Source organism: Actinomadura kijaniata (assembly GCF_014138665.1).
In the GTDB taxonomy this organism is placed as follows: domain Bacteria; phylum Actinomycetota; class Actinomycetes; order Streptosporangiales; family Streptosporangiaceae; genus Spirillospora; species Spirillospora kijaniata.
The window spans coordinates 171,424-194,968 of record NZ_JACJIA010000012.1; the positions used below are offsets into that span (position 1 = coordinate 171,424).

Genomic DNA, 23,545 nt, shown 5'->3' on the forward strand with positions numbered 1-23,545 from the left:
CCGGGCGCGGTGTACTTCGATCATGGCGCGACTGCTGGAACGGCTGGGCCGCTGGTGCGTGCGCCGCCGTCGGACCGTGTTCGGGCTGTGGGCGCTGCTGATCGCCGGGACGGTCGCGCTCGGCGTCGCGGGCGGCGGCATGTTCGTGCAGCAGAGCACGCTGCCCGGCACCGAGACGCAGCGGGCCATCGACCTGATGGAACGCGAGTTCCCGTCGATGGCGGGGCCGACGGCGACCGTGGTGTTCACCGCGCGCGGGAACGTGACGCCGGCCGACTGGCGGGTCGCGCTGGTCGTGGACCGGGCGATCGGCGACATCACGCGGCTGGACCGGGTCGCGTTCGCCGAGAACCCCTACGTCCAGGGCATGGGCGGGATGAGGAGCCACCGCGCCGTCGCGGTCCGCGTCGCCTTCAAGGGCACGATGGGCGACATCACGGCCGCCGACCTGGAGCGGCTCGACGCGGCCGTGGAGCCCGCGCGGATGGCCGGGCTGGACGTGCGGTTCGGCGGCATGGTCGCGATGATCCTCAACCAGCCGAAGGGCGGCCCGCAGGAGGCCGCCGGGATCGCGCTGGCGCTCGTGGTGCTGCTGCTGGCGTTCGGGTCCTACCTGGCCGCCGGGATCCCGATCCTGGTGTCGCTGTGCGGGATGGCCGTCGCCTACTCGCTGATCCACTACGCGGCGGGGCTGGTCGAGATCCATCCGACCGCGCCGATGGTGGCGGCGATGCTGGGGATCGGCGCGGGCATCGACTACGCGCTGTTCGTCGTCACCCGGCACCGGCAGCAGCTCGCCGACGGCGACGACGTGGAGACCGCCGTGGGCCGCGCGATGGCGCACGCCGGGCACGCGGTGGTGTTCGCCGGGGGGACGGTCGTGTTCGCGATCTGCGGGCTGTTCCTGTCCGGGATCGCGTTCATCGGGCGGATCGGGCTGGCGTCGGCGGCGGCGGTCGCGCTGATGGTGCTGGCCGCGCTCACGCTGCTGCCCGCGATCCTCGGGGCGATCGGAACGCGCATCGACCGCTACCGGCTGCCGCGCGCCCGGCCCGACCGGTCCGCCGAGCGCTGGACGCGCTGGGGACGCCACGTGGACCGCCACGCCTGGCCGTACGCGATCGTCGGGACGCTGGTGCTGCTGGTCATGGCGGTGCCGACGCTGAGCCTGCGGTCCGGGGTGATGGCCGACTCGATCGCCTCGCCGAAGATGGAGGCGCGGCAGGCGTACGAGGCGGTGGCCCGGGAGTTCGGACCGGGGCACCACAGCCCGTTCCTGGTCGTGGCGCGGGTCCCCGGTCCCGAGCCGAAACCCGCGAGGAAGGCGGGAGCGCCCGCGTACCAGCTGCCCAAGGGCGCCCCCGACCTGACGCGGAAGCCCGACCGCCGGGCGGCGCTGCTGATGCAGGACCTCCGGCAGCGGATCGCCGAGACACCGGGGGTGGCGTTCACCGGCGAGCCCGTCGTCGCCGGGAAGGCCGCGACGCTCCAGGTGGTCCCCGAGACCGCGCCGCACGAGAAGGCGACCACCGACCTGGTCCACCGGCTGCGCGCGGACGCGCTGCCCGCCGCCGCCCGCGCGCACCCCGGCGCGGCCGTCCACCTGGGCGGCGAGAACCCGGCGATCATCGACATGGCCGACACGGTCGGGGCCCGGATGCTCACGGTCGTGGTCGCGGTGGTCGCGGTCGCGCTGCTCCTGCTGGTGGTCGCGTTCCGGTCGATCCTGGTGCCGGTCAAGGCCGCGCTGATGAACCTGCTGTCGATCGGGGCGTCGTTCGGTGTGGTGACGGCCGTGTTCCAGTGGGGCTGGGGCGTCGGGCCGCTGGGCGTGGACCAGCCGGTCCCGATCATGTCGTTCGTGCCGCTGTTCATGTTCGCGCTGGTCTTCGGACTGTCGATGGACTACGAGGTGTTCCTGCTGTCGCGGATCCGGGAGGAGTACGAGCGGACCGGCGACCCGCACGGCAGCGTGGTCACCGGGATCGGCGCGACCGCCCGGCTGATCACCTCGGCCGCGCTGATCATGATCTTCGTGTTCGCCAGCTTCGTGCCGCAGCCGGACCCGACGGTGAAGATGATGGCGCTCGGGCTGGCCGTCGCGGTCGCGGTGGACGCGACGATCGTGCGGCTGGTGCTGGTCCCGGCGCTGATGAGCCTGCTCGGCCACGCGAACTGGTGGTGGCCCGGACGGGGACGGCCCGTCCCGGCGGCCGTGGACGGGGAACGCGCCGAACGTCCGCTGGTGTCTACGCTTTCCGGGTGAGCGTCGAGCTGACCCTGCTGTCGCGCGTGGCCCACCGGGGGCGGGAGGTCCCCGGGGAACGCCCCCGCGCGCTGCTCGCGCTGCTGGCCGCCGACCTGCGGGCGGGCTGCTCGGCGGCCCGCCTGGTGGAGGGCCTGTGGCCCGGCGGGCGGCCCGCGCACCCGGCGAAGGCGCTCCAGGTCGTGGTGGCGCGGACGCGTTCCCGGCTCGGCCCCGGCGTGATCGCCGGCACGCCGACCGGCTACCGGCTGACCCTCGACGAGACGCGGGTGGACGCCTCGGCGGTGCTGCTGCACGCGGCGGAGGCCGCGCGGCTCGCCCGTTCCGGCGACCACGCGGGCGCGCTCGCGGAGGCCGAGGCGGGGCTGGCGCTGTGGGAGGGCGCCCCCGGGGACGACGGCGACGGCCCGGTGGGGGAGCTGCGGGCGGAACGGCGGGGCTCCCTGCGCGCGCTGCGGCGGTCCCGGGGGCTGGCGCTGGCGCGGCTGGACCGGCACGCCGAGGCCGCCGAGGCCCTGGCCGCCCTGGACCCCGACGAGGAGGTCCTCGCCGAGCTGCTGCGCTGCGAGGCGGCGACGGCCGGGCCGGCGGCGGCGCTGACGCGCTACGAGAAGTACCGGCGGGAGCTGCGCGACACCCTCGGGACCGATCCGGGGCCCGCGTTGCGGGCCGTTCACCAGCGGCTCCTGCGGGAGACCGAACCGGCCGTGCGGCACGGCGTCCCGCACGAGCCCAACCCCCTGCTCGGCCGCGACGACGACCTGGCCGCCGTCGCCGGGCTGCTGCGCTCCTCCCGCGTCGTGTCGGTCGTCGGGCCGGGCGGCCTCGGCAAGACCCGGCTGGCGCAGGCGGTGGCGCGCCGCGCCGGGCAGAGGGTCGTCCATCTGGTGCCGCTGGCCGGGATCGGCGCGGACGCCGACGTGACCGCCGAGGTCGCCGCCGCGCTCGGCACCGGCGACCTGTGGGCCGTGCCGAAGAGCCGCGCGGCCCTGCTGAACGACATCGTCCGCGCCCTCGGCCCCGGCCCGGCGCTGCTGGTGCTGGACAACTGCGAACACCTCCTGGACGGCGTGGCCGACCTGGTCGGCGCGCTGGTGGCCGCCGCCCGGGAGCTGCGCGTCCTCACCACCGGCCGCGCCCCGCTCGGCCTGTCGTCGGAGGCGGTGTACCCGCTGCCGGAACTGCGGCTGGACACGGCGGTCGAGCTGTTCGCGCAGCGCGCGCGGGCGGTGCGGCCGGACGTCCGGTTGCCCCCGGACGAGGTGGCCGCGCTGTGCCGCCGCCTGGACGGGCTGCCCCTGGCGGTGGAGCTGGCCGCCGCGCGGGTCCGGGTCATGCCGGTGGCGGAGATCGGCCGCCGTCTGGCGGACCGCTTCGCGCTGCTGCGCGGCGGGCCGCGCGACGCCCCGCACCGCCACCGCACGCTGCGCGCCGTCGTGGACTGGAGCTGGAACCTCCTGGACGCCGACGGGCGGGCCGCGATGCGGGCGCTGTCGGTGTTCCCCGGCGGGTTCACCGCCGAGGCGGCCGAGGCGGTGCTCGGCGGGGAGGCCTGGGAGACGCTGGAGCACCTGGTCGAGCAGTCGTTGCTGAAGGTCGCCGACACGCCGCCGGGCGTGCGGTTCCGGATGCTGGAGACGGTCCGGGAGTTCAGCGCCGACCGCCGCGAGGAGGCCGGGGAGACCGGGCGCGCGGTGGACGGCTTCCTGCGGTGGGCGCGCGGGTTCGGCGTGGCGCACCACGAGACGCTGTTCGGCGCGGAGGTGCCCGAGGCGTTCGTGGAAGGGCTCCGCGCCGAGCAGGACAACCTCGCGCGGGCGCTGCGGCACGCCCTCGACCGCGGCGACGCCGCGACCACCGCCGCCGCCGTGGCGCTGCTCGGCGGCCTGTGGATGGTCGAGGCGAACCACCCGCGCGTGGCGGGGCTGACGCGGGACCCGGTCCGGCTGCTGTCCCTGCGGCGGCCCGCGCCGGAGTACGTCGACGTGACGCGGACGGCGCTGTGCCTGTGCGCGCTGAACGCGTTCACGCAGGGGCCGCGCGAGCTGCGTTCGCTGGCCGCGCTGCGCCGCCTGCCCGACGCCCCGTCCGGCACGCCGGGCCGCACCCTGACGACCGTGCTGCGCGTCCTGCCCGAGCTGATGGGGCGGGACCCCGCGACGGTGCGGCGGCTGTGCGAGAGCGGGGACCGGCCGGTGGCCGGCGCGGCCGAGACCGTCCTCAGCTACGTCCACGAGCACCGGGGGGACATGGACCGCGCGCTGGCGGCGGCCGAACGGGCGCTGGCGGCGTTCGAGGGGACGGGCCACCGGGGCGCGCTGTTCCTCGCCCATGCGCGGGCCGGCGAGCTGGCCATGGCCGTCGCCGACGGCGAACGCGCCGAACGGCACATGACGAGCGCCCTGCTGGCGGCGCGGGGGGCTCGTCCGCAGCCCTTCGTGGAGGGGCTGTCGCTCGGGCTGGTGGTGGCGGCCCTGCTGCGCGGCGACCTCGACGAGGCCGAGCGCCGCCTGGCGCTGATCACGCACGTGCCCGGGGAGACGATGGGCGCGGTCCCGGTGGTGCTGACGGTCCGCGCGGACATCGCGCTGGCGCGCGGCCGGGTCGAGGAGGGCCTGCGGCTGTGGCGCGACGCCGTCGCCGGGTGGCGGGGCGACCGCGACCCGGCCTACGGCGACGGGCCGCGGGAGTCGGAGCCCTGGACGCTGGAGACCCGGTCGGCCGCCGTGATGGCGCACGCCCTGCACGACCGGCTCGACCTGGTCGCCGACCTCCTGGAACGGCTGCCGGGCGATCTGGGCGACGTGCTGGCCCACCCGCTGCCCGCCCCGCCCTCCTACCTGGTGGAGCCGCGGATGTGCGGCACCGCCCTGCTCGCCCTCGGCCTGGTGGACCTGGTGCGCGGCGAGCGCGTCCCGGGGACGCGGCTGGTGGCGCTGTCGGAGCGCTTCGGCCACACGCGCAGCTACCACCCGCTCCTGGCCGCCGAGGCGGCCCGCCGCGTCGCCGGGGAGGCCGACCGCCCGGCGTACGCCGCCGCGCGGGCGGAGTACGCCGGGCTGTCCCGCGACGAACTGCCGTCCGCCGCGCTCGACGCGCTCAGACGGTACGGCGGTTGAACAGCCGCCGCGCCCAGAAGAAGCACACCAGGCTGGTCCCGGCGCACCAGGCGACGGCGATCCACCCCTGGTCCCCGATCGCGGTGCCGAGCAGCAGCCCGCGCAGCGTCTCGGTGATCGGCGTGAACGGCTGGTACTCGGCGAACCACCGCAGCGCCGTCGGCATCGAGTCGGTGGGCACGAACCCGCTGCCCAGGAACGGCAGCATGGTCAGCGGCATCGGCGTGTTGCTGGCCCCCTCCACGGTCCTGGCCTTGACCCCGAGCCCCACGGCCAGCCAGGTCACCGCCAACGAGGTCGACGTCACCAGCCCCGCCGCCGCCAGCCACTCCACGACGGTGGCGTGCGACCGGAACCCGATCGCCACCGCGACGACCACCACGACGACCACGCTGAACAGCGACTGGACCACGCTCCCGACGACGTGCGAGGTCAGCAGCGCGGGCTGGAAGACGGCCATCGTCCGGTACCGGGCGACGAACCCCTGGATCATGTCCATGGCCACGGAGACGGACGTCCCGGTGGCCGACCCGCCGATGGCCAGCAGGATGACGCCGGGCGTGACGTAGGCGATGTACCGGGCGCGGCCTCCCGACGTGCCCCCGAGCCCCGCGCCGAGCGTCTCGCCGAAGACGTAGACGAACAGCAGCAGGAACACCACGGGCAGGCCCGCGAGCATCAACGTGATCGACGGGTACCGCAGCAGGTGCCGCATCCGGCGGCGGAGCATCGTCGAGGTGTCCTGGACGGCGTACCCCACGCTCATCGCACGGCCTCCCGCCGGCGCTGCCCGGTGAGGGCGAGGAAGACGTCGTCGAGGTCGGGCGTGTGCACCGACAGGTCGGCGACGTCGAGCGACTCGGCGTCGAGCGCGTTCAGCAGCAGCCGCAGCGAGGCGACCCCGCCGTCGCCGGGCACGCGCAGCGTCAACGCCTCGTCGTCGCGCCCGGCGGCCTCGAACATCCGCGCCGCCGCCGCGTACGCGCGCGGCTCGGCGAACCGCAGCCGCACGTGCGCCCCGGGCACCCGCCGCTTGAGCTCCCCGGGGGTCCCCTCGGCGACGATCCGTCCGCCGTCCAGCAGCGCGATCCGGTCGGCGAGCTGGTCGGCCTCCTCCAGGTACTGGGTGGTGAGCAGGACGGTGACGCCGTTCCCGACGAGTTCCCGGACGATCTCCCACATGGCCCGCCGGCTGCGCGGGTCCAGCCCCGTCGTCGGCTCGTCGAGGAACAGGATCCCCGGCGACCCGACCAGCCCCATGGCGAGGTCGAGCCGCCGCCGCATCCCGCCCGAGTAGGCGAGGGCGGGCTTGCGGGCGGCCTCGACCAGGTCGAACCGGTCCAGCAGCTCGGCGACCCGCGCCCGCCCGGCCCGTTGGCCGAGCCGGTGCAGGTCGGCCATCAGCCGGAGGTTCTCCTCCCCGGTCAGCGCGTTGTCGAGGGCGGCGAACTGCCCCGTGACCCCGATCTCCTTCCGCACCCGCTCGGGGTGCCGCGCCACGTCGTGCCCGGCGACGCGGGCCTCCCCGCCGTCGGCGGGGACCAGCGTGGACAGGATCCGCACCACCGTGGACTTCCCGGCCCCGTTCTGCCCGAGCAACGAGAGGACCGACCCCGCGGGCACCCGCAGGTCGATCCCGTCGAGCACCCCATGGTCCCCGTAGGACTTCCGCAGTCCGGTGACGGCGACGGCCGGATGACTGGCTTCGCTCATCGTTCCCCTCCTGATGACGCGCGACCGGCCCGGCCGCGCGTCCCCAGGGTCCGGCCGTCCGGCTTCACCCCGGCTTCACCCCGGCTTCACGGCGGTTTCACGCGGTTTCAGGAGGGTGCGGCGCGCCGGGCCGGTTGGTTGCCGACCGTGAGCGGCCCGGCGCGCCGCGGGTTCAGGAGGCGGTGCGGCCCGGGCCCCGCTGGAACAGGACGAACAGCCACACCATCGAGGGGACCAGGATCAGCGCGCCGACGCCCAGGGCCGCGAAGACCACCTGGAGGACGGCGTCGTGGGCGGCGTGCCGGTCCAGGTCCAGGCCCGCCATCCCGGCCGCGCCCCACAGGACCGTCACCACCGCCAGGGCCCCGGTCACGCGCACGGCCAGCAGGCGCTGGTAGTGGACCAGGAACAGCGAGGCCAGGCCCGCCGCGGCCGACAGCGCCATCAGCGGGGAGTGCACGCCGAACGTCACCGCGCCCGGCAGGGCCAGCAGACCCGTCGCCACGCCCGACATCATCGCGTAGCCGCGGAAGCGCAGGATCACCTCGGCGTCGCCCAGCCGGCGGGCGTCCCAGATCAGGTAGACCGCCGCCAGGTAGGCGCACAGGGCCGTGGTGAGCAGGCCCCCGTACAGGCCCGCCGGGCTCAGCCAGGTGTCGCCGCCGGTGGCGACGACGGTCGCCACCGCGCCGAAGCAGTACGGGGTCAGGACCGAGGAGATCCCGAAGATCGGGGCGTGCCAGGGCTGGTCGGGGGCGGCCTTGGCGAACACGAACGTGCTGCCGCGCGCCACGATCCCGAGGGCCGCCAGCGACAGCGGCACCCAGTGGGCGGACATGATGCCGGCGAACACCGGGGGGAACGCCGTCCACGTCATCACCATCACGAAGATCAGCCAGACGTGGTTGGCCTCCCACAGCGGGCCCATCGCGTGCTCGATGACCCGCTGGTCGGAGCGGCGGCGCGAGACCAGATGCCACAGGCCGGCGCCGAAGTCCGCGCCGCCGAACAGCAGGTAGGCCGACAGGCCGAGCAGGATCAGGCCGAGTGCGACGTCGGAGTAGCTCATGCTGTGTCTCCCGCTCTCTTCCAGGGCGCCCCAAGGCGCCGTCTTCCCTCGTCGCTCTGGTCGCTTCGCTCCCGGCGCTCCTCAGTCCAGACGACGCCGCGCCCTTCCAGCGAGCTCATGTCCCCACCTTTTCCGGTTCGGTGAGGGGGGAAGGGGATCCGGGGCGGCGGCGCATCCGCCGCAGGACGCTGACCGTCGCGGCCGCCAGGACCGCGTAGACGACCAGCACGATGTAGAGGCCGAAGCGCAGGCCGGGGTTGGGGTTGACGGCCTCCTCGGTGCGCATGACGCCGTAGACGATCCACGGCTGGCGGCCGACCTCGGTGACGGTCCAGCCCGCCTCCATGGCGACGGCGGCGGCGACGCCCGCGACCGTCGCGGCGCGCAGGAACCAGCTCCGCCACGGCAGGTCGGCCGCGCCGCGCCGCGCCCGCCACCAGCTGAACGCCCACCAGGCCGCCAGCGCGAGCAGGAACATGCCCGCCACGATCATCACCTCGAACGCGATCTTCACGACCTCGGCGGGCGGCCGCTGGTCGGCCGGGATCGCGTCCATGCCGCGCAGCGTCGCGTGCGCGTCGAACTTCAGCATCAGCGACAGCGCGTTCGGGATCTCGAACACCGCGAACTTGAACGGCACCCCGGCCTGCGTGTGCTCGATGCCCTCCATGGCCGCGAACTTGGCGGGCTGGTTGTCGGCGACGAACCGGGAGGCCCAGTCGCCGACGAGCACCTGGAGCGGCGCGCACGCCGCGCCCAGCGAGAACGGGACCGCGAAGCCCAGCCGGTTGTACCGGTCGACCCGGCCCGCCCGGCGGTCGCGCAGCAGCGCCACCGCGTACACCGAGGCGACCAGGAAGCCGCAGACCATCAGCGAGGCCAGGATCAGGTGCACCGCCTGCACCGGGGTGGCCGGGTTGAACATGGCGGCCAGCGGGTCGACGTCGGTGACCCGGCCGTCGACCAGCTTGAAGCCGCGCGGCTGGTTCATCCACGAGTTGACCGTGACCACGAACGACGCCGACAGCAGTCCGGCGATCACGACCGGGATGCCGGTGACGAAGTGCGCCTTCGGCGACAGCCGGTCCCAGCCGTACAGGTAGATCCCCATGAAGATCGCCTCGATGAAGAAGGCGATCCCCTCCAGCGCGAACGCCGCGCCGAAGACCTGCCCGTACTTGTCCATGAAGCCGGGCCACAACGTGCCCATCTCGAACGACAGCACGGTGCCCGACACCGCGCCGACCGCGAACAGCACGCCCGCCGCCTTCATCCAGCGCCGGGCGAGCTCGGCGTAGACGGTGTCGCCGGTGCGCAGCGAGCGCCACTCGGCGAGCAGCGTGATCGCCGGAAGGCCGATCCCGATGGAGGCCAGGATGATGTGGAAGCCGAGGGTGAACGCCATCTGCTGCCGGGCCGCCATGAAGTCGGCGGGGGTGGCGGCCCCGGCGACGGCGTCCGCCGCGAGCGGGAGGAAGCTCATACGACGAAGAGTAGTACTACAAGCTGTAGTACTTGAGTGGGTAGTACTACCTCGCGTGGTGATGTCGGTCTCAGTCGACTACCCTGGCAGGCGTGAAGGGTCTGGGAGAGCTTGAACGCACCGTCATGGAGGTCCTCTGGGCGCGGGAGGACGCCGGTCAGGGGGCCGCGACCGCCCGCGACGTCAGCCGCGCGCTGGCCAGCGAGCGTGACCTCGCGCACACCACCGTCATGACGGTGCTCGACCGCCTCGCCAAGAAGGGCTTCCTGGCCCGCGAGCGCGACGGCCGCGCCTGGCGCTACCGCCCGGTCGCCAGCCGCGAGGGCTACGTCGCCGAACTGATGCTCGGCGCGCTCAACGAGACCGGCGACCGCGACGCGGCGCTGGCCCACTTCGTGCGCTCGGTGACGCAGGACGAGGCCGCCGTCATCCGCCAGGCCCTCGCCGACCTCCTCGCGGGGAAGGAGCCACCGGCATGATCTGTTCATCGTCGCGCCTCCGGCACGACGGGTCCTGGCGCCGTGACGCCGGGCCCTCCCTCGTCGCTGACGAGATCGCTCGCGAGCTTCCGATCCTGACACTCCTCAGCCCGGGCCAGGCGGCGCCATGACCGGGACCGCCCTGCTCGCGTTGATCGCGCTCGGCACCGTCGGTGGGGCGCACCTGCTGTCGAAGGCCCGCTGGCCGTGGCAGGCCCCGCGGCTGGGCATCGCGTTGTGGCAGGCACTCGGGCTGGGCTGGGGGACGGCCACCATCGGCGCGCTGCTGGGCGCGGCGCTGCTGCCCTACCAGAAGGGCATCGTGCACGGCATGCCCGGCATGCTCGCCGACCAGGCCGGACGGCTCGACGCGGTCCATCTGGCGTCGCTGCTGGGCGGCGTCGGCCTGACGATGGTGCTGGTCGTGATGCTGATGTACGCGATCGTCCGCGTCGTCCGCGCCCGCCGCCGCCACCGCGCCCTGCTCGCGCTCGTCTCCCGCAGCGACTCCGCCGCCCCCGGCACCCTGGTCCTGGACCACCCGGGCGCGGCGGCGTACTGCGTTCCGGGGGTGCGCTCGTCGAAGGTGGTCGTCAGCGCCGGGACGCTGGAGCTGCTCGACCCCGACGAGCTGGCCGCCGTGCTCGCCCACGAGCGCGCCCACGCCCGCGAGCGCCACGACCTGGTGCTGCTGCCGTTCGCGTCGCTGCGCCAGGTGTTCCCGCAGATCCACCTGGTGGGCCGCTGCCTGGACGCCGTCGAGCTGCTGATCGAGATGGCCGCCGACGACCGGGCCCGGCGCCACCGGGAGCCGAAGGAGCTGGCCACGGCGCTGCTGCGGTTCGCCGCCGCCCGCCCCGGCCCGGCCCCGTCGGGGACGCTGGGCGTGGCGACCGCCGGCGACATCCCGGTGATCGCCCGGGTGAACCGCCTGCTCAAGCCGCAGCCGGTGCCGCGCCGGACCCGGATCGCCGCGACCGCCGCGATCCCGGTCCTGGCGCTGCTGCCGCTGTGGCTGTACGTCATCCCGCACTGAGCGCCCCGCACCGGACGACCCCTCCACGCTCTCCCGGCCCTGGTCATTCCCCCGGAATGTCCAGGGCCGTTCCGTACAGCCGGTCCGCCGGGATCCGGATGACGACCCGCCGTTCCGCGGCCATCCGCTCCAGATGGGCGCGCTCCTCGGCCGGGTCCTCGAACCCGCCCGCGAAGGCCACCAGCTCGGCCGCCTCCGCCGACACCTCGGCGTCGCCCTCCACCACCGCGAACGACCACACGTTCCCGCCGTTGACGTGCAGCGCCACGCGCGGGTCGCGGCGCAGGTGCCGCGTCTTGATCCGGCCCTCCAGGGTGGAGATCCGCACGACCCGTTCGGCCGGGTCCCACCGGTACAGCACGGTGGCCAGGTGCGGGTGCCCGCTCCTCTTCACGGTGGCCAGGGTGCCGAACCCCTGCTCGCCCAGGATCTTCACCAGCTCGTCCTCGGTGAGGGCGCGCGGGGCGGGGCCGGACTCGTTCTCGCTCATCTCGTGATCCTTCTCGGTGTGGTGGGTGGTCAGGCGGCGGGGACCGGGGCCTCGGCGGTCTCGGTCCCGCGCCGTGCGGGCCGGGGGGTGCGCAGGACGGCGACGCTCAGGACGAGCGCGGCGACCAGCAGGATGCCGCCGATCCCGAAGCCCAGCCGGTAGCCGGAGTTCAGCGCCTCGGCGGTCCCGCCCAGCGCCTCGGTCCGCGTGGCGGCCACCGTTGTCAGCGCCGCGACGCCCAGCGCCCCGCCGATCTGCTGGGTGGTGTTGAACAGGCCCGAGGCGACCCCGGCGTCCTCGGCCCGCGCCCCCGACATGCCGAGCCCGGTCAGCGCGGGCATCGCCAGCCCGAACCCGCCGGACAGCAGCATCGCGGGCAGCAGGTCCACCAGGAACGTCCCCTCCACCGGCAGCCGCAGCAGCAACAGCCGCGCCGCCAGCAGCAGCACCAGCCCGGCTACCAGGACCGCGCGCTCGCCGAACCGCGCGATCAGCCGCGCCGACACCACCAGCGACACGGCCCCGATCGCCACCGCCGCCGGGAGCAGCGCCGAGCCGGTCGCGCTCGCGCTGTACTTCAGGACGTTCTGCATGTAGAGCGCGATGAGGATCTGGAAGGACATCAGCGCGGCGAGCATCAGCATCTGGATGAGGTTCGCGCCCCACACGTTGCGGGAGCGCAGCACGCGCAGCGGCAGCAGCGGCGTGGCGGCGGTGGCCTGCCGGGCGACGAACGCGGCGAGCAGCGCCACCGACAGCGCGCCCAGCGTCAGCGTGCGGGCCGAGGCCCATCCGGCGTGCTCGGCCTGGACGATCGTGTAGACGCCGGCCATCACGCCCGCCGTCACCAGCACCGCGCCGAGCGCGTCGGCGCCCCGGCGCAGCCCGAGGCCGCGGTCGTTCTCCAGGCTCACCAGCGCGAACGCGATCGCCAGCGCGCCGATCGGGAGGTTGATGTAGAAGACCCAGTTCCAGCCCAGGGTGTCGGTGAGGACGCCGCCGAGCACCTGCCCGACCGAGGCGCCCGCCGCGCCGGTGAACGCGAACGCGCCGATCGCCCGCGCCCGCTCGCCGGGCTCGGTGAACAGCGTGATGATCATGCCGAGGCTGACCGCCGAGGCCATCGCCCCGCCGACGCCCTGCGCGAACCGCGCCGCCAGCAGCACCCACGGCTCCCAGGCCACCCCGCACAGCACCGACGCGGCGGTGAACACCGCCAGCCCCGTCACGAGCATCCGGCGCCGTCCGACCAGGTCGCCGAGCCGTCCGGCGAGCAGCAGCAGCCCGCCGAACGCGATCAGGTACGCGTTGACCGTCCAGGACAGCCCGGAGGGGGAGAAGCCCAGGTCGGCCTGGATGGCGGGCAGCGCCACGGTGACGATGCTGCCGTCCAGAATGATCATCAGGGACCCGGCGCAGAGCACCGCCAGCGCGAACCAGCGGGACCGCAGCCAGGAGGAAGTGGAGGGGGAAGACATGGACGTCCTTCCTGCTCGAAGGGAACGGGAAGGACGCTAACAGATGGTTTCGTTGTAGACAATATTTATCGGATCTACCTTTGGCGCTCGCGGGCCCGGCGGGCGGGGCGCGGGCTGTCCACCGGCTTGGCGAGATGCCCGTTGGCCAGGCGGTTCAGGGCGCGCAGCAGCATCTCCCGCTCGTCCTCGGGCAGCGCCTCCAGCGCCTCGCCGTGCACGCGGTTCACGATCTCCTGGCTCCGCTCGGCGATCTTCGCCCCGGTCTCGGTCACCGCGACGATCCGCGCCCGCCGGTCGGTGGCGCTCGGCCGCCGTTCGGCGTAGCCCGCCTTCTCCAGGGCGTCCATGGTCACGACCATCGTGGTCTTGTCCATGTCGCCGATCTCGGCGAGCTGGATCTGCGTGCGCTCCTCCTCCTGGGCGTGGACGAGCACGCAGTGCATCCGGGGCGTCAGCCCGATCTCGGCCAGCGCCGCGGTCATCCGCGTCCGCAGCACGTGGCTGGTGTGGTCGAGCAGGAACGACAGGTCGCGGGTGTCGCCCGTGGGCGCGAGAGAGGTCATGCCGCCAGGTTAGCAACCGGTTGGCAGGCGGATAATCCGCCAAAAAACAAAAGGGGTGGCAGTACCATGGGCGCATGCTTCGCCTCGTGTGCCGCAACTGGTGGCCGTCCTAGGACGGCCACCCCGCCAGCACGCCACCCGGGCCGTCCGAACGGACGGCCCTTCTCCTTGCCGGGTCCCCGTTCGGCGGCCTCCGACCCGAGAAGGAGACCCCATGTCCGCCCCGACCCTCACCGCCGCCGCGCCCTCCGGAACGCCCGAGCACAGCGCCGCCCTGGAGGAGCGCATCGCCCGCGACCCCGGCGCGTTCCGCATCCTCACCGGCGACCGCCCCACCGGCCCGCTGCACCTCGGCCACTACTTCGGGACGCTCGCCAACCGCGTCCGCCTCCAGGACGCGGGCGTGGAGCTGTTCGTCGTCATCGCCGACTACCAGGTGCTCACCGACCGCGACGTCGCCGACCGCCTGCCCGAGCACGTCCTCGGCCTGCTCGCCGACTACCTGGCGGCCGGTGTGGACCCGGGGCGCGCCACGGTCTTCGTCCACAGCGCCGTGCCCGCCCTCAACCAGCTGCTCCTGCCGTTCCTGTCGCTGGTCACCGACGGCGAGCTGCGCCGCAACCCCACCGTCAAGGACGAGATCGCCCACTCCCGGCAGGCGTCGGTCAGCGGCCTGATGCTCACCTACCCGGTCCACCAGGCCGCCGACATCCTGTTCTGCAAGGCCAACCTCGTCCCGGTCGGCCGCGACCAGCTCCCGCACCAGGAGGTCGCCCGCACCGTCGCGCGCCGCTTCAACGAGCGCCACGCGCCGGTCTTCCCCGTTCCCGACGCGCTGCTGTCGCGGGCCCCGAAGCTGCTCGGCACCGACGGCGGCAAGATGAGCAAGAGCCGGGGCAACGCCCTCGCCCTGTCGGCGACCGAGGATGAGACGGCCCGGCTCCTGCGGCGCGCGAAGACCGACGCCGAACGGCACATCGCCTACGACCCCGACCGCCGCCCCGAGGTCTCCAACCTCGTCCTGCTCGCCGCCCTCTGCCAGGGCCGCGACCCGCACGAGGTCGCCGCCGAGATCGGCGACGGCGGCGCGGCGGCGCTCAAGCGCGCCGTCACCGAGTCGGTCAACGAGTTCCTGCGGCCCGTCCGGGAGCGCCGCGCGACCTACCTCGCCGATCCGGCCGGGCTGCGGCGCGTGCTGGCCGAGGGCAACGCCCGCGCCAACGCGGTCGCCGAGCGCACCCTCGCCGAGGTGCGTGACGCCATGGGGATGCTCTACCGGTGAATATGTATTGACGCGTATATATGTCTCGATGCATACTAGAGGCATGGACGCGGACAACGTGCCCGGTCTGCTCGGCGTCCTCGCCGAGCCCAACCGGTTCCGGATCGTGGAGCTGCTGCGTGGCGGCCCCCGGCCGGTCAACGGGATCGTCGAGGCGCTCGGCCTCGGCCAGCCCCAGGTGTCACGGCATCTGAAGGTGCTCGGCGAGGCCGGGTTCGTCACGGCGCACCGGCAGGCGCAGCAGCGCATCTACCGGCTGCGGCCCGAGCCGTTCCAGGAGATCGACGCGTGGTTCGCCACGTTCGCCCGGATCTGGGAGGACCGCCTGGACCGGCTCGACGCCCTGCTGGCCGACGACGAAGGGAACGCCCCGTGAAGACGGTGATCACACGCCGCCCCGAGACGTTCGAACTGGTGGTGGAGCGCGGCTTCGCCGCCCCGCCCGAACGCCTCTGGCGTGCCTGGACCACCCCCGAGGTCGCCCGCTGGTGGGGACCGCACGGCTGGCGCGCCGAGGTGCACGAGATGGACGTGCGCCCCGGCGGCCGGTGGCGCTACAGCATCGTGCCCGACGCCGGGGACGAGCCGCCGGTCCGCTGCACGGCGGTGTACCGGACCCTCGCCGCCCCCGCCGAGCTGGCCTTCGACGACGGCCTCGCCGACGAGGACGGGGACGGGATCGCCCCCGGCACCGCCGTGCGGGTCACCGTGGCGATCGAGCCCCGCGACGGCGGCGCGCACCTCGCGATCATCACCCGTTACGCCGACGCCGCGCACTTCGCGACGGCCGGGCCGAGCGGCATGGACACCGGACTGGCCGAGGCCCTGGACCGCCTGGCCGCCCACCTCATCTGAAGGAGAGAACCATCATGAGCACCGTCACCTCCGCCGACGGCACGACCATCGCCTACGAGACCACCGGTTCCGGCCCGGCCGTCGTGATCGTCGCCACGACCGCCGCCGACCGGCACGACCTGGACGGCCTGGCCGCCGCGCTGGCCTCGCGGTTCACCGTCCACAACTACGACCGGCGCGGCCGGGGCGAGAGCGGCGACACCCCGCCCTACGCTCCCGAACGCGAGATCGAGGACCTGGCCGCCCTGCTCGACGCGATCGGCGAACCGGCCCTGCTGGTCGGCGGCTCGGCGGGCTGCGTGCTCGCCCTCGACGCCGCGACCGCCCTGGGGGAGCGGGTGTCCGGGCTGTTCCTGTACGAGCCGTCCTTCGTCATCGACGACAGCCGCCCGCCGGTCCCCGCCGACTACGTCGAGACCGTCGAGCGCCTCGTCGCCGAGGACCGCCGCAGCGAGGCCGTGGAGTACTTCATGACGCGGGCGGTGGGCGTTCCGGCCGAGTACCTGGAGCCGATGAAGGCCGACCCGTCCTGGGCGAGGATGGTCGGGTACGCCCACACCCTCGCCTACGACGGGCGCATCGTCGCGGGCACCCAGAGCGGACGCCCGCTCCCGGCCGACCGCTGGAAGGTCGACGCGCCGGTCCGCGTCGTCGCCGGCGAGAACTCCCCGCCGTTCTTCCACGAGGGCGCGAAGGCGCTGGTGGCCCTGCTCGCGAACGCCGAGTACGGCGTGCTGCCCGGCCACGACCACAGCGCCCCCTGGATGGCCCCGGACGCGGTCGCCGCGCTCGTCTGACCGCCGGGGCTCAGCGGGCGGCGACCTCGCCGAGCAGCTCCCTCAGCAGGTCCCGCCGCCCGCCCGGCAGGTCGAACAGGACGGCGGCCTCGGCGGTGCTGCGCTCCCGCAGCGCGGCCCGCCGCCGTTCCCCCTCCTCGGTGAGCACCACGTGCTTGACGCGGCGGTCGTCGGGGGAGGGGCGGCGGACCGCCAGGCCGCGCCGTTCCAGGCCGTCGACGATGCCGGTCACGTTGGAGGCGTCGCAGCCCAGCATGTCGGCCAGCGCGCGCATCGGGTGGGGCTCCGACAGCCGGATCAGCAGCAGCGCCTGGGCGGGCGGGAGGTCCATCTCCGCCGCCGCCGCGTGGAACCCCCCGCGCAGCCGCTCGGCGACCTGGAAGACCAGGTCGGCCAGTTCCTCGGTGATCTGGTCGGGGCGCGCGCTCATACCGTGATCATACGCGGTCCTTCAGGAGATCGAATATTGAGGTTCTCAAGTAAGTGGTCTATGCTCCGGAAAAGCTTGAGCTTCTCAACAATGGTCGTCCTCAAGGAGTCTCATGTCCGTGACCACGGCGTCCCCACCGGTCCCGAGCCGCCTCCGCACCCGCGCCCTGGCGGTGGCCGGGGCGGTGGCGGCCTCCCTCGCCGTCTGGGCGGTCGGCGAACCGCTGCTCGGCCACGACCTCGTCGTCGCCGCGCCCGACCAGAGGCCCATGGACCTCGGCGCGTCCCAGATCCTGGTGTTCTCCCTGCTGCCCGGCCTCCTGGGCTGGGCGCTGCTGGCCGTCCTGGAACGCGTGACCTCCCGCGCGGGCACCGTCTGGGCGGTCCTCGCCCTGCTGGTCCTGGCGCTGTCGTTCGCGCCGCTGCTCTCCGTGGAGGCGACCGGCGGGTCCAAGGCGGTCCTGGCGCTCACCCACGTCGCCGTCGGGGCCGTCCTCGTCCCGGCGTTCCTGCGCACCACGGGAGCGCGCCGGTGAACCCGCGTCCCGACGAGGAGGTCACCGACAGTCCCCTCGACTGGGTGGCCGAGCACATCCGCGTCTACGTGGAGTCCGACGGGGCGGAGGGGCACCTGCGCCAGGGCTGGCCGACGCTGCTGCTCACCACGCGGGGCCGCCGTTCGGGCAGGCTGCGCCGCACGGCCCTGATCTACGGCCGCGACGGCGACCGCTACCTGCTGGTCGCCTCCAACGGCGGCGCGCCCGCCCACCCCGCCTGGTACCTCAACCTGACGGCCCACCCGGAGGTCGCCATCCAGGTCGGCGCCGAGCGCCTCCCCGCCCGCGCCCGCGTCGCCACCCCCGAGGAGAGGCCCGCCCTCTGGCGGACGATGGCTGAGATGTTCCCGCCGTACGACGAGTACCAGGCCGGGACCGACCGGGAGATCCCCCTGGTGATCCTGGAGCCCGCACCCGGCTGACCGGCCGCGGGCATCGGTGAAACCGGGCGCCGGGCCGGGTGGCACGGGCATCCTGCTGGTGCAGGGGCGTCACCACGACGGCTCCGTCCGGGGGGAACCGATGATCACTGAAGCGGTGCGGGAACGCGCCACCGAACTCGCCGCCGCCGCGGCGCTGCCCGCGTTCGTCTACGACCTGGCGGCGCTGCGCGGGCACGCCGCCGCGGTCCGCGCGGCACTGGACCAGCCGGGGGCGCCCGAGCTGTTCTACGCGGCCGCGGCCAACCCCGAACCACCGATCCTGCTGGCGCTCGCGCCGTTCACCGACGGCGTCCACACCACCTGGGGCGGCGAGCTGGAGCACGTCCGGACGGTGCTGCCCGACGCGCGGCTGACGTTCGGCGGCCCCGGCAAGACCGACGCCGAACTCGCGGCGGCCCTGGACCACGGGGCCGAGCGCCTCCACATCGAGAGCCCGCACGAGATGCGCCGGCTCGCCGCCCTCGACCGGGACGCCGACGTGCTGCTGCGCGCCGGCGCCGCCGGGGGACCGTTCGGCATGGACTTCGAGGCGATGGAGGAGTGCCGGACGGTCCTGGCGGACGCGCCCCGGCTGCGGCTGCGCGGCGTCCACGCCCGTCCGCCCTCCGGCCTGGACGTCGCGGACCTGCTCCGCCGGACGCGGGAGATCCTGGACCGGACGCGCCCCTGGGCCGCGTCCGCCGGATGCGAGGACCCCGAGTTCACCTTCGGCGGCGGCATGGCCGTCGACTACGCCGACCCCGGCCACCGGTTCGACTGGCCGGCCTACGCCAAGGGCCTGGCGGAGCTGGCCCGCCCCGGCGAGACCTTCCGCGTCGAACCGGGCCGCGCCCTCAGCGTCTACTCGGGCTGGTACGTCACCGAGGTGCTGGACGTGCGGCGGGCCCACGGCGACTGGTACGCGGTGCTGCGCGGCGGCACCATGCACCTGCGCGCCCCGGCGGTCGAGGGCCGCGACCAGCCGTTCACGGTGATCCCGCGCGGCCGCCCGGGGCCGTCGACGGACGAGCCGGTCACGCTGGTCGGGCAGCTGTTCACCCCCGAGGACGTGCTGGCCCGCCGGGCCCCGGCGGGCCGGGTGGCGGTGGGCGACGTGGTGGCGTTCGCGATGTCCGGCGCCCACACCTGGGACATCTCCCCCCACGACTTCCTGATGCGCCCGCCCCCGACCTTCCACTACCTGGTCGACTGACCGCGCCGGCGGGCGTGGTGTCCCCGGGGTCAGGGGCCGATGCCGGACAGGAGGGTGTCGATCAGGGCGTCGATGTCCGGTGGGGTGGGGCGGGCGCCCGTGAAGATCTGGGTCAGGACCGCCTCGTGGCAGACGCCCACCAGGAACGCCGTCGCCGCCTCCACGTCGGCGGACGGGGACAGGCGGCCGAGGTCGCGTTCGGCCGCCAGGTAGGCGCGCAGGCGGTCGCGCCAGTGCGGGGCGCCGTTCTCCGCGCCCGCGAAGCGGGCCAGGACCTTCGGCTGGCCGACCAGGCCCGCCAGGGCGGGCAGGATGCCCTCGTGCAGCGCCAGGCCGAGGGCGAGATGGGCGCGCAGGCTCGCCGCGACCGTGCCCGCGCCGGGGGCGGGCGGGTCGCCGAGGGCGGCCGCGACGGCGTGCGCGTGGGCGTGCAGGGCCAGGGCGAGCAGCTCCTCCTTGTCCTCGAAGTGGTTGTACAGCACTCCGTCGGACACCCCGGCCTCGCGGGCGATGGCGCGCACGGTCAGGCCCGCCGTGCCGCGTTCGGCGATCAGACGGGCGGCGGTGGTGATCAGGTGGTCGCGCAGGCTCCGTCCGTCGTCGCCCAGCGCCGCCGCTCTCCTCGGTGACATCACCCCGCATCGTAGTGATCGTGCAGCGTGAAGCCGTAGTCCGTCAGGGCGGCGAGGTACCCGCGCGGGTCGATCACCTCCTCGATGTGGTGGACGCCGGGCGGCAGGCCGGGCAGCCGCTCGACGGCCAGCGCGGCGGCCAGGCCGGTGGCGCGGCTCTGGCGGCGGCCGGTGAACGCGACCGACCGGCCGCCGCCGGTGGCCGTGACCGCGAACCCGTCGCCGCCGGTGTGCACGCGGGCGAGGACCCTCTCGACGGCCGCGCGGACGCGGGGGACGCGCAGCGGGGTCCGGGCGCGGGGCAGGAGAGCGGTCAGCGCGCGGGAGTCCAGGCACAGGCCGGTGCGGGCGCGGGCCACGCCGAGCGTGCGCGGCAGCGTGTACTGGTCGGAGAACGGGAAGCGGTGCACCGTGCGCGTGCCGTGGGGGGCCGGGAACCGCGCCCGCCAGGACGGGCCGATGCCGGCGACCGCGTCGAGCGTCCAGGCGAGCGCCGCCGCGCCGTGCCGCTCGCCCGTGCCGAGCAGCACGGCGATGTCGATCGCGTCGGCGCCGGTGTCGGCGCACATCCTGGCCAGCAGGTTCGTCACGCCGGGGACCAGGCCGACGCTCAGCAGCGCGGTGGCCCTCGCCGACTCCAGCCCCTCGATCTCGGCGACGACCGGGTGGGAGGCCGTCACGTCCACGTAGTGCACGCCGCGTTCCAGGCAGGCGCGGGCGACGCGCGCGTTGTCCCGGTCGACGCACATCAGCACGGTGTCGGCGCCGTCCAGGGCCGCGTCCAGGGCGGAGGCGTCGCCGAGGTCGAGGCGCAGGGCCGTGGCGCCGGGGACCGGGGCGGCCCGCTCCGGGTGGCGGCCCGCCACGGTCACCGCGAACCGGCCGGCCAGCGCCGTCGCCGCCTCCCGGCCGACCGCGCCGTACCCGCCGATGACCAGCACGCGTCCCGTCACGGCCGGTCCGCCGTGACCAGGCGGGCGGCGCCCCGCAGCCACACCCCGTCGGGCCGGGCGAACGGCCGCAGCCCCTCCGCGACGGCCGCCACCACGGTCTCGCCCTCGCCGAAGTTGAAGCGGAGCGGGCCCCACCCGGCGAAGAACTCCGCCGCGTCGGCCAGGTCCCGCCCCAGGCACTGGTCGGCCTCGACGCGCTCGGAGACGACGCCGGTGAACCCGGCCGCCTCCAGCAGGGAGCGGACCCGGCCGGGGTCGGCCAGCGACGTGGGGCCCTGCCCGTCGTCGCCGGTGGGGTTCCGCTCGCCGTCCAGCCGCCGCAGCAGCGTGGCGAAGAACGCGCCGAGGTCGCTGCCCTCCAGCCGTTCCATGCACAGGAACGCCAGCCGCCCGCCGGGCCGCAGGGCGCGGGCGACGTTGGCGAACGCGGCGACGGGGTCGGCGAAGAACATCACCCCGAACCGGCTGACCGCCACGTCGAACGCGCCCTCCCCGAACGGGTGCGTCTGCGCGTCGCCCCGCTCGAACGCCACGTTGCGCACCCCCTCCTCGGCGGCCAGCGCGCGGGCGCGGTCCAGCATCGGGACCGACAGGTCCACGCCGACGGCGTGCCCGTCGCGGGCGCGGCGGGCGGCGAGCCGGGTGACCTGCCCGTTGCCGCAGCCGATGTCGAGCACGCGGTCGCGGGGGCCGATCGCGGCGGCGGCGAACAGCGTGTCGTTGAAGACGCCGTTCAGGGCGTCGTAGCGGTCGTGGTGGGCGGCCCAGTGACGGCCCTCGTAGCCGTTCCATGCCTCGGCCTGGTGGGTGTTCACGATCTCGGACACCGGTGACGCCCCCTCTGTGAACGGCTGTTCATGAACATGTGTTCATGATGAACCGGCCGGGCTTCCGCCGTCAAGGGGCGAGAAAGTTGGCTCTCCGCAGTAGAACGGAATTGTTCGTTCCCTTACTATGGGCGACATGGAGACCACGAAGCAGGCGCCCATGAGCGGGCGCAAGGCCCAGGCCGCCCGGAACGACGAGCTGATCAAGGAGGCCGCGCGGGCGGTGTTCACCGCCGACCCCGGCGCCCCGATCTCGGCGGTCGCCGAGCACGCGGGCGTCGGCATCAGCGCCCTCTACCGGCGCTACAAGAGCAAGGAGGAGCTGCTCCAGCGGCTCGCCGACGACGGCATGGACCGCTACCTGTCCGTCGTCCGGGACGCCCTGGCCGAGGAGGGGGACGCGTGGGAGGCGTTCGCCCGGTTCATGCGGCGCTGCCTGGACATCGGGGCCGGGTCGCTGACCATGCGGCTGGCGGGCAGCTTCCCGGTCACCGAGGAGATGAGCCGCAAGGGCCGGGAGATCCACGCGGCCACGACCGAGCTGCTGGAGCGCACCAAGGCCGCCGGGGCGCTGCGCCCCGACATCGAGGTCGGCGACGTCTCGGTCCTGCTGGAGCACCTGCACACCATCCGCATCGGCGACGACGAGCGGATGAACCGGTTGCAACACCGCTATCTGACCTTGATCCTGGACGCCTTGCACATGCCAGAAGCGGAGGAGCTCCCCGGCCCCCCTCCCAACTGGCTCGAACTGAGGGGGCGCTATGACGGCTGAACAGGGCACCGCCGGACCGGTGCTGGGACGCCGCGCGCTCAACCGGGCGCTGCTGGCGCGGCAGCTTCTGCTGCGCCGCCACGACCTCCCGGTCATCGACGCGGTCGAGCACCTCGCCGGAATGCAGTCCCAGGCGCCCAACCCGCCCTACCTCGGGCTGTGGAGCCGCCTGACCGACTTCGACTTCGGCGAGCTGGGCGCGCTGATGACCGAACGCCGCGTCGTCCGCACCGTCCTCATGCGCGGCACGGTCCACCTGGTCAGCGCCCGCGACGCGCTCGCCTGGCGCGCCCTCACCCAGCCCCTGCTGGACCGCGCGGCGCAGAGCACGCTGCCCGCCGGGCTCGACGTCGCCGCCGTCGCCGCCACGGCCCGCCCCCTGCTGGAGGACGGGCCGCTCAGCGACAGGGAGCTGCGCGAACGCCTCGCCGAGCACTGGCCCGACGTCGCCCCCGACACGCTGGTGCGCGCCGTGCGGTGCGGCCTGCACCTGGTGCAGGTCACGCCGCGCGGCGTCTGGGGGTCCTCCGCCATGGCGCGGCACACCACGGTCGAGAAGTGGCTCGGCCGCGCCCCCGAGCCGGGCGCGGCCGAGGAGATGCTGCTGCGCTACCTGGCCGCGTTCGGCCCGGCGACCGTGCGGGACGCCCAGCACTGGTGGGGCGTGACCCGGCTGGGCGAGGTGATGGAGCGCCTCGCCCCGAAGCTGGTGACCTTCACCGACGAGAACGGCCGCACCCTCTACGACCTGCCCGACGCCCCGCGCCCCGACCCCGGCGTGCCCGCCCCGGTCCGCCTGGTCCCCGAGTTCGACAACCTGACCCTCTCCCACGCCGACCGCGCCCGGATCATCTCCGAGGAGCACCGCAGGCGCGTCTTCACCGCCAACGGCATCATCCGCGCGACGGTCCTGGTGGACGGCTTCGTCCACGGCATGTGGAAGGCCGAGGCCAAGCGCAAGGTCGCGACCCTGCGGGTCGAGCCGTTCGCGCCGGTGCCCGCCGCCGTCCGCGAGGAGATCGAGGCCGAGGCGACCCGCCTGCTGGCCGACGCCTACCCGGACGCGACCGCCCGCGAGGTCGTGTTCAGCCCGTGAGCCGCGCGGAC

General features: G+C 74.6%; 24 protein-coding genes. 13 read left to right on the forward strand and 11 right to left on the reverse strand.

Translation table 11 applies throughout. The features are described from left to right. Positions 1–22 precede the first annotated feature (22 nt). Positions 23–2,266 carry an MMPL family transporter gene (locus HNR61_RS35840; protein WP_182847581.1) on the forward strand — a complete coding sequence of 748 codons (2,244 nt, stop codon included), beginning with the start codon at positions 23–25 and terminating at the stop codon, positions 2,264–2,266. Next, on the forward strand, positions 2,263–5,385 hold the full coding sequence (locus HNR61_RS35845) for an ATP-binding protein (RefSeq protein WP_182847582.1): 3,123 nt from the start codon (positions 2,263–2,265) through the stop codon (positions 5,383–5,385). The genes HNR61_RS35840 and HNR61_RS35845 overlap by 4 nt, the downstream gene beginning before the upstream one ends. Here the strand turns inward: HNR61_RS35845 and HNR61_RS35850 are convergent. The 4 genes from HNR61_RS35850 to HNR61_RS35865 form a co-directional block, all read right to left on the reverse strand. Next, the gene (locus HNR61_RS35850; RefSeq protein WP_182847583.1) at positions 5,366–6,151 is read right to left on the reverse strand and encodes an ABC transporter permease; all 786 of its coding nucleotides are present in this window, start codon (positions 6,149–6,151) and stop codon (positions 5,366–5,368) included. The genes HNR61_RS35845 and HNR61_RS35850 overlap by 20 nt on opposite strands. Beyond that, positions 6,148–7,098, reverse strand: coding sequence for an ATP-binding cassette domain-containing protein (locus tag HNR61_RS35855; protein WP_182847584.1), 951 nt, complete (start codon positions 7,096–7,098; stop codon positions 6,148–6,150). The genes HNR61_RS35850 and HNR61_RS35855 overlap by 4 nt, the downstream gene beginning before the upstream one ends. Positions 7,099–7,270: 172 nt before the next feature. After that, positions 7,271–8,167, reverse strand: a complete 897-nt coding sequence (locus HNR61_RS35860) for a cytochrome d ubiquinol oxidase subunit II (protein ID WP_182847585.1) — start codon at positions 8,165–8,167, stop codon at positions 7,271–7,273. A 115-nt stretch (positions 8,168–8,282) separates the two neighbouring features. After that, complete coding sequence (locus tag HNR61_RS35865) at positions 8,283–9,650, reverse strand: cytochrome ubiquinol oxidase subunit I (protein WP_246444502.1); 1,368 nt, start codon at positions 9,648–9,650, stop codon at positions 8,283–8,285. 92 nt (positions 9,651–9,742) lie between these two features. On the opposite strand from HNR61_RS35865, the gene HNR61_RS35870 reads away from it, so the two are divergent. Both HNR61_RS35870 and HNR61_RS35875 read left to right on the forward strand, forming a co-directional pair. Next, positions 9,743–10,129, forward strand: coding sequence for a BlaI/MecI/CopY family transcriptional regulator (locus tag HNR61_RS35870; RefSeq protein WP_312898265.1), 387 nt, complete (start codon positions 9,743–9,745; stop codon positions 10,127–10,129). A 127-nt stretch (positions 10,130–10,256) separates the two neighbouring features. Then, positions 10,257–11,165: a M56 family metallopeptidase gene (locus HNR61_RS35875; RefSeq protein WP_182847586.1), complete on the forward strand. Its 909-nt coding sequence runs from the start codon at positions 10,257–10,259 to the stop codon at positions 11,163–11,165. 43 nt (positions 11,166–11,208) lie between these two features. On the opposite strand, the gene HNR61_RS35880 is transcribed toward HNR61_RS35875, so the two are convergent. The 3 genes from HNR61_RS35880 to HNR61_RS35890 form a co-directional block, all read right to left on the reverse strand. Then, entirely contained in the window at positions 11,209–11,655 is a 447-nt protein-coding gene (locus HNR61_RS35880; RefSeq protein ID WP_182847587.1) for a PPOX class F420-dependent oxidoreductase, read from the reverse strand. Positions 11,656–11,684: 29 nt separating this feature from the next. Further along, complete coding sequence (locus HNR61_RS35885) at positions 11,685–13,133, reverse strand: MFS transporter (RefSeq protein ID WP_182847588.1); 1,449 nt, start codon at positions 13,131–13,133, stop codon at positions 11,685–11,687. Positions 13,134–13,207: 74 nt separating this feature from the next. Beyond that, positions 13,208–13,696, reverse strand: a complete 489-nt coding sequence (locus tag HNR61_RS35890) for a MarR family winged helix-turn-helix transcriptional regulator (RefSeq protein WP_182847589.1) — start codon at positions 13,694–13,696, stop codon at positions 13,208–13,210. 214 nt (positions 13,697–13,910) lie between these two features. Here HNR61_RS35890 and trpS point away from each other — a divergent pair, with 214 nt between their 5' ends. From trpS to HNR61_RS35910, 4 genes are read left to right on the forward strand one after another with little or no spacing between them, the layout of a single operon-like run. Then, a complete protein-coding gene (trpS, locus tag HNR61_RS35895) occupies positions 13,911–14,978 on the forward strand; it encodes a tryptophan--tRNA ligase (RefSeq protein ID WP_182847590.1) in 1,068 nt (355 codons plus the stop codon). 43 nt (positions 14,979–15,021) lie between these two features. Beyond that, positions 15,022–15,354: an ArsR/SmtB family transcription factor gene (locus HNR61_RS35900; RefSeq protein WP_067820777.1), complete on the forward strand. Its 333-nt coding sequence runs from the start codon at positions 15,022–15,024 to the stop codon at positions 15,352–15,354. Further along, on the forward strand, positions 15,351–15,833 hold the full coding sequence (locus HNR61_RS35905) for an SRPBCC family protein (RefSeq protein WP_182847591.1): 483 nt from the start codon (positions 15,351–15,353) through the stop codon (positions 15,831–15,833). The genes HNR61_RS35900 and HNR61_RS35905 overlap by 4 nt, the downstream gene beginning before the upstream one ends. A 14-nt stretch (positions 15,834–15,847) precedes the next feature. Next, positions 15,848–16,630, forward strand: a complete 783-nt coding sequence (locus HNR61_RS35910; protein WP_182847592.1) for an alpha/beta fold hydrolase — start codon at positions 15,848–15,850, stop codon at positions 16,628–16,630. A gap of 10 nt (positions 16,631–16,640) precedes the next feature. Here HNR61_RS35910 and HNR61_RS35915 read toward each other — a convergent pair whose 3' ends face one another. Beyond that, positions 16,641–17,060, reverse strand: coding sequence for a MarR family winged helix-turn-helix transcriptional regulator (locus tag HNR61_RS35915; RefSeq protein WP_182847593.1), 420 nt, complete (start codon positions 17,058–17,060; stop codon positions 16,641–16,643). Positions 17,061–17,172: 112 nt separating this feature from the next. On the opposite strand from HNR61_RS35915, the gene HNR61_RS35920 reads away from it, so the two are divergent. The 3 genes from HNR61_RS35920 (at position 17,173) to HNR61_RS35930 (ending at position 19,251) form a co-directional block, all read left to right on the forward strand. Next, complete coding sequence (locus HNR61_RS35920) at positions 17,173–17,595, forward strand: DUF6069 family protein (RefSeq protein WP_182847594.1); 423 nt, start codon at positions 17,173–17,175, stop codon at positions 17,593–17,595. Further along, positions 17,592–18,038, forward strand: coding sequence for a nitroreductase family deazaflavin-dependent oxidoreductase (locus HNR61_RS35925; RefSeq protein WP_182847595.1), 447 nt, complete (start codon positions 17,592–17,594; stop codon positions 18,036–18,038). The genes HNR61_RS35920 and HNR61_RS35925 overlap by 4 nt, the downstream gene beginning before the upstream one ends. 100 nt (positions 18,039–18,138) lie before the next feature. Then, positions 18,139–19,251 (forward strand): type III PLP-dependent enzyme domain-containing protein, encoded by a 1,113-nt coding sequence (locus HNR61_RS35930; RefSeq protein ID WP_182847596.1) that lies wholly within the window; start codon positions 18,139–18,141, stop codon positions 19,249–19,251. A 29-nt stretch (positions 19,252–19,280) separates the two neighbouring features. Here HNR61_RS35930 and HNR61_RS35935 read toward each other — a convergent pair whose 3' ends face one another. From HNR61_RS35935 to HNR61_RS35945, 3 genes are read right to left on the reverse strand one after another with little or no spacing between them, the layout of a single operon-like run. Then, on the reverse strand, positions 19,281–19,883 hold the full coding sequence (locus HNR61_RS35935) for a TetR/AcrR family transcriptional regulator (protein ID WP_182847597.1): 603 nt from the start codon (positions 19,881–19,883) through the stop codon (positions 19,281–19,283). Next, complete coding sequence (locus HNR61_RS35940) at positions 19,883–20,836, reverse strand: saccharopine dehydrogenase family protein (protein ID WP_182847598.1); 954 nt, start codon at positions 20,834–20,836, stop codon at positions 19,883–19,885. The genes HNR61_RS35935 and HNR61_RS35940 overlap by 1 nt, the downstream gene beginning before the upstream one ends. Further along, entirely contained in the window at positions 20,833–21,663 is an 831-nt protein-coding gene (locus HNR61_RS35945) for a class I SAM-dependent methyltransferase (protein ID WP_182847599.1), read from the reverse strand. Before HNR61_RS35945 ends, HNR61_RS35940 begins: the two co-directional genes overlap by 4 nt. A gap of 136 nt (positions 21,664–21,799) precedes the next feature. On the opposite strand from HNR61_RS35945, the gene HNR61_RS35950 reads away from it, so the two are divergent. Both HNR61_RS35950 and HNR61_RS35955 read left to right on the forward strand, forming a co-directional pair. Then, on the forward strand, positions 21,800–22,438 hold the full coding sequence (locus HNR61_RS35950) for a TetR/AcrR family transcriptional regulator (protein WP_246444504.1): 639 nt from the start codon (positions 21,800–21,802) through the stop codon (positions 22,436–22,438). After that, entirely contained in the window at positions 22,428–23,534 is a 1,107-nt protein-coding gene (locus HNR61_RS35955; protein ID WP_182847600.1) for a winged helix DNA-binding domain-containing protein, read from the forward strand. The genes HNR61_RS35950 and HNR61_RS35955 overlap by 11 nt, the downstream gene beginning before the upstream one ends. Positions 23,535–23,545: the final 11 nt, after the last annotated feature.

Excerpts from the sequence above, each read along its gene's own strand:
- HNR61_RS35840 (WP_182847581.1), top strand. The coding sequence starts at position 23 with ATGGCGCGACTGCTGGAACGGCTGGGCCGCTGGTGCGTGCGCCGCCGT.
- HNR61_RS35850 (WP_182847583.1), bottom strand. The coding sequence starts at position 6,151 with ATGAGCGTGGGGTACGCCGTCCAGGACACCTCGACGATGCTCCGCCGC.
- HNR61_RS35855 (WP_182847584.1), bottom strand. The coding sequence starts at position 7,098 with ATGAGCGAAGCCAGTCATCCGGCCGTCGCCGTCACCGGACTGCGGAAG.
- HNR61_RS35860 (WP_182847585.1), bottom strand. The coding sequence starts at position 8,167 with ATGAGCTACTCCGACGTCGCACTCGGCCTGATCCTGCTCGGCCTGTCG.
- HNR61_RS35865 (WP_246444502.1), bottom strand. The coding sequence starts at position 9,650 with ATGAGCTTCCTCCCGCTCGCGGCGGACGCCGTCGCCGGGGCCGCCACC.
- HNR61_RS35875 (WP_182847586.1), top strand. The coding sequence starts at position 10,257 with ATGACCGGGACCGCCCTGCTCGCGTTGATCGCGCTCGGCACCGTCGGT.
- HNR61_RS35880 (WP_182847587.1), bottom strand. The coding sequence starts at position 11,655 with ATGAGCGAGAACGAGTCCGGCCCCGCCCCGCGCGCCCTCACCGAGGAC.
- HNR61_RS35885 (WP_182847588.1), bottom strand. The coding sequence starts at position 13,133 with ATGTCTTCCCCCTCCACTTCCTCCTGGCTGCGGTCCCGCTGGTTCGCG.
- HNR61_RS35890 (WP_182847589.1), bottom strand. The coding sequence starts at position 13,696 with ATGACCTCTCTCGCGCCCACGGGCGACACCCGCGACCTGTCGTTCCTG.
- trpS (WP_182847590.1), top strand. The coding sequence starts at position 13,911 with ATGTCCGCCCCGACCCTCACCGCCGCCGCGCCCTCCGGAACGCCCGAG.
- HNR61_RS35900 (WP_067820777.1), top strand. The coding sequence starts at position 15,022 with ATGGACGCGGACAACGTGCCCGGTCTGCTCGGCGTCCTCGCCGAGCCC.
- HNR61_RS35910 (WP_182847592.1), top strand. The coding sequence starts at position 15,848 with ATGAGCACCGTCACCTCCGCCGACGGCACGACCATCGCCTACGAGACC.
- HNR61_RS35915 (WP_182847593.1), bottom strand. The coding sequence starts at position 17,060 with ATGAGCGCGCGCCCCGACCAGATCACCGAGGAACTGGCCGACCTGGTC.
- HNR61_RS35920 (WP_182847594.1), top strand. The coding sequence starts at position 17,173 with ATGTCCGTGACCACGGCGTCCCCACCGGTCCCGAGCCGCCTCCGCACC.
- HNR61_RS35930 (WP_182847596.1), top strand. The coding sequence starts at position 18,139 with ATGATCACTGAAGCGGTGCGGGAACGCGCCACCGAACTCGCCGCCGCC.
- HNR61_RS35935 (WP_182847597.1), bottom strand. The coding sequence starts at position 19,883 with ATGTCACCGAGGAGAGCGGCGGCGCTGGGCGACGACGGACGGAGCCTG.
- HNR61_RS35950 (WP_246444504.1), top strand. The coding sequence starts at position 21,800 with ATGGAGACCACGAAGCAGGCGCCCATGAGCGGGCGCAAGGCCCAGGCC.
- HNR61_RS35955 (WP_182847600.1), top strand. The coding sequence starts at position 22,428 with ATGACGGCTGAACAGGGCACCGCCGGACCGGTGCTGGGACGCCGCGCG.